General features: G+C 43.9%; 3 protein-coding genes. All 3 read right to left on the bottom strand.

Going from position 1 to position 4,240, the window contains the following annotated elements; all coding sequences use genetic code 11:
* Nucleotides 1–1,224: lysine--tRNA ligase (gene lysS, locus O3A65_08875; GenBank protein MDA1332571.1), on the bottom strand; the 1,224-nt coding region annotated here is incomplete at its 3' end.
* A gap of 15 nt (nucleotides 1,225–1,239) precedes the next feature.
* Nucleotides 1,240–2,344 (bottom strand): peptide chain release factor 2 gene (prfB, locus tag O3A65_08870; GenBank protein ID MDA1332570.1). Its coding sequence is split into 2 segments (ribosomal slippage): nucleotides 1,240–2,262 and nucleotides 2,264–2,344, totalling 1,104 coding nucleotides; the frame shifts between segments, so codons are not numbered across the junction.
* A 160-nt stretch (nucleotides 2,345–2,504) separates the two neighbouring features.
* Complete coding sequence (gene recJ / locus O3A65_08865; GenBank protein MDA1332569.1) at nucleotides 2,505–4,214, bottom strand: single-stranded-DNA-specific exonuclease RecJ; 1,710 nt, start codon at nucleotides 4,212–4,214, stop codon at nucleotides 2,505–2,507.
* Between the last annotated feature and the right edge of the window lie 26 nt (nucleotides 4,215–4,240).

Here is a 4,240-nt window from a genome sequence, read left to right as displayed (position 1 = left end):
TTCGGGTTGTTTGTCGTTACTTCTTGCTAGGGGAGAGACATCGGTGGGATGGGCAACAATAAACGTTGGTTCGATTAGTTTCTCCTCTGTGGTCTCTTCAAATAACTTGAGCTGCAGCATACCCAATCCATCGGTGGGATAGGTCGCCACTTTGCGTTTGTTGAGTTCCTTACGCAAAAATTCGGGATCATGAAGGTTGGCTGATGCATACTCGGCGTTATGTGTACTGATCGCTTCAGCCATAGTAAGGCGCTGGAAAGGTTTAGAAAAATCGATCGCAAGCCCCTGGTATATGATTTGACTTGAACCCGTGCAGGCTTGAGAAAGCTCTCGTAGCATTGTTTCGGTTAGGTCCATCAAGTAACGGTAATCTTGATAAGCTTCGTAGAACTCGAGCATCGTGAATTCAGGATTATGTCTGGTTGATATACCCTCATTACGAAAGTTCCGGTTAATCTCAAAAACCTTTTCAAAACCACCAACTACAAGTCGTTTTAAATATAACTCTGGAGCGACTCTTAAATAGAGCTGTATATCGAGAGCATTATGATGTGTGACAAACGGTTTCGCTGCAGCGCCACCGGGGATTGATTGCATCATTGGGGTCTCAACTTCGAGATACCCACGTTCAGTGAAAAATGCCCTTAATACTTGTATTGCTTTCGATCGTGTATGAAAATTCTTTTTTGCTTCAGGCGTAACAATGAGGTCGACATAGCGTTGGCGATAGCGTTGCTCTTGATCTGTTAATCCGTGGAACTTTTCTGGCAATGGGCGTAATGATTTAGTCAACAGCCTCAGAGCGCTGACTCGTATGCTGAGCTCTCCTGTCTTAGTCTTAAATAAAATGCCAGAAGCACCAATTATGTCACCCAAATCCCAATGTTTGAAGGCTGAGTGTTCTTTCTCGCCAATACCCTCATTGTTGATATAGAGCTGAATCTGGCCTGACATGTCTTGTATTGTTGCGAAACTAGCTCTACCCATGACGCGTTTCAACATGATTCTTCCAGCAACAGTCGCACTCGCCTGTATTTCTTCAAGGCGTTCTTTGTCAAGTTCGCAATACCTGTCATGTATCTCTTGAGCTAGATCTTTTCGTTCAAAATCGTTTGGGAATGCATTCCCAGATTCTCGAAGCTTAGTCAGCTTAGCGCGACGTTCTTTGATGATCTGATTGGTATCGATCGCAATTGTTTGAGGTGAATTTTTGGTTTCGGACATAAAATTCCCTTTTGGTTAGAGACCTTGTTTAAGGCTTGCTTGAATGAATATGTCTAGGTTGCCGTCTAATACAGCTTGCGTATTACCTGTTTCAACATTAGTACGTAAATCTTTTATCCGAGATTGGTCGAGTACGTAAGATCGTATTTGGTGACCCCACCCAATGTCCGATTTTGAATCTTCAAGTTTTTGTTGTTCCGATTGCCGCTTGCGAAGTTCCAGTTCGTAGAGCTTTGATTTGAGCATGGACATTGCTTCCGCTTTATTTTTATGCTGAGATCTATCGTTTTGGCACTGTACGACGGTGTTTGTTGGAATGTGAGTAATACGCACTGCCGAATCCGTTCGGTTAACGTGCTGTCCTCCGGCACCACTGGCTCTATAGGTATCGATCCTGAGTTCTGTCGGATTTATCTCCACTTCAATCGAGTCATCGACCTCGGGGTACACAAAAACGCTTGCGAATGACGTATGCCTTTTAGCATTCGAGTCGAATGGTGATTTTCTAACCAATCGGTGAATTCCGGTTTCGGTTCGTAGTGTCCCGTAGGCGTATTCACCTGAAATTTTCAATACGGCACTCTTAATTCCTGCAACTTCACCTGGAGATTCCTCTAAAATTTCTGCGCTAAAGGATTTAATATCTGTGTATCGAGAATACATGCGTAAGAGCATCGCTGCCCAGTCTTGACTCTCTGTTCCACCGGCACCTGACTGAATGTCAAGAAAGCATCCATTCTTATCAATTGCATTTGAAAACATGCGTCGAAATTCGAGTTCAGCGATTTTAATTTCCGCTTGAGATAAGTCGAGCTCGATTGATTCAAGAGTTTCTTGGTCGTCCTCTTGGACAGCAAGGAAGAGGAGTTCCGCCATATCTTTCACTTGTGCCATATTCGATGATAAAACCGTCACAACGGCCTCAAGTGATTTTTTCTCCTTACCAATTTCTCGGGCATTTTCTGGGTTTTGCCAGATTTCTGGATCTTCTAATAGACGGGCTACTTCACCGAGACGATCACATTTGACATCGTAGTCAAAGGTACCCCCGAAGTTGCGAGGTACGATCGACTAAATCCCGTATTTTTTCTTGTATCGCGTTTATGTATTCGGATTCCATAGCGTCAGTAGTGTGCCTCGATATATAAAGTAAGTAATGGGTTATTTTACCGGATTCGTTGCAAAAAATATTTTGTCTTGTGTGTCTTATTTGGCCTTAATGAGATTACAACTTGATAGCTAGCCTACAGGTTTGGCGTTAGTACGCTATGGTGTGAGTTTTACCAGGTTTCTATGATTAACTGCACAGGCTTATGGTCGAAGAAATCATTTACGTCTAGTCGATATACGCAATCAATGATATCCGGGACGGCGTCATTAAAGTTAAATCGAATGGCATCCATTGAAACCCCCTTTGGCGAGAAAGAAACTTGCAGCTTCGTATGTGTTTCATTCAATAGTTGATGTGTTCTAACGTATAGCTCATTTTTAAATGAAGGTTCGGGAAAACCTTGGCCCCAGACTAGCATCCTTATTTCTTGTGCGAGGGTAGAAGCGGCATCGGATTCCTCGAGTGGCCCATCGATATATATCGAATTGTCGATGACATTTTTTTTTAATTCGGCAGTGATAACATCATTAAATAATTCTGAGAACCGTTCAAGTTGAGTTTTCTTAATTGTCAGTCCGGCAGCCATTGCGTGTCCGCCAAACTTATCGATAATATTTGGATCTATTTTAGTTAGGACGTCAAGGACATCACGGAGGTGGATGCCCTGTATTGATCTGCCAGATCCTTTAAGGTCTCCATTTTTCTCAAGGGCAAAAACGATAACCGGTCGGTTGAGTTTTTCTTTCATGCGTGACGCCAGAATTCCAACAACCCCCGAATGCCAATTCGGATCAAAAAGCGTCACTCCGGCATCGATTTTAGTGTCGATGCTATCTAAAATTTTTAATGCTTGATCTTTCATCCCGTCTTCAATGTGTCGTCGTTCGACATTGAGTCGATCTAATTCTTCGGCCAAGCCCATGGCGATGTCAGGATTGTTGGAGATTAAGCACTCAATCCCTAGTCTCATATCAGTTAGTCGCCCTGCGGCGTTAAGTCGAGGGCCTACTGCAAATCCAAAGTCGGATGCGCGAGCAAGGGATGAATCTTTCTTGGCTACGCGTAATAGTGCTTTAATTCCCAGATTTATTTTTCCCGAGCGTATGCGACGTAAGCCTTGAGCGACAAGAATTCGATTATTACGGTCCAGTGGAACGACATCAGCGACTGTGCCTAATGCAACGAGATCCAGAAGATCGGCTAAATTCGGCTCTGAATCTATCGCTTTGAAGTGACCGCGATCCCTTAATTCGCTTCTCAGTGCAATTAATACGTAGAACATAACCCCTACGCCAGCGATTGACTTACTTTCAAAATCATCGCCAGGTTGGTTGGGGTTGACAATGCACGCGGCTTTCGGCAACTCTGATCCTGGCAGGTGATGGTCTGTAATCAATACTTTAATGCCAAACTCATGAGCTCTGGCTACGCCGCTGATGCTCGCGATTCCATTGTCCACAGTGATGATTAGGTCGATATTTTTTGCAGCCACAATGTCTACAATTTCAGGGGTTAGACCATATCCGTGTTCAATGCGATTGGGTACGAAATAATCAACAGTTACACCCGCATCACGCAGAAAGAGGATGGCTATGGCCGCTGCTGTAGCGCCGTCGGCATCGTAGTCGGCAACAATTAGGATTTTTTCTTTGTTATTGATGGCGTCTGCTAATAGTTGTGCTGCTTTTCGACAATTTTTTAGATTGTCGTATGGAATTAAGTTTGAGAGCGTATCGTCTAACTCGTCGGCCTCTTTGATGCCTCTGGCCGCAAGGACACGGGCGAGAACCGGGGACAGACCTTTTTCTCTTAGTTTCTTTTGAGTAAGGTCTGGAGCTTTTCGTACGTGGATAGTACGTTTATCATCAACTACAGGCATCTCTTACCCAATCAATAGTTTTCCCT

This window comes from Pseudomonadota bacterium (assembly GCA_027624715.1).
Lineage (GTDB): Bacteria > Pseudomonadota > Gammaproteobacteria > Burkholderiales > Eutrophovitaceae > Eutrophovita.
The sequence above is the reverse complement of the archived record's forward strand: the minus strand, read 5'-3'. Positions and strand labels throughout refer to the sequence as shown.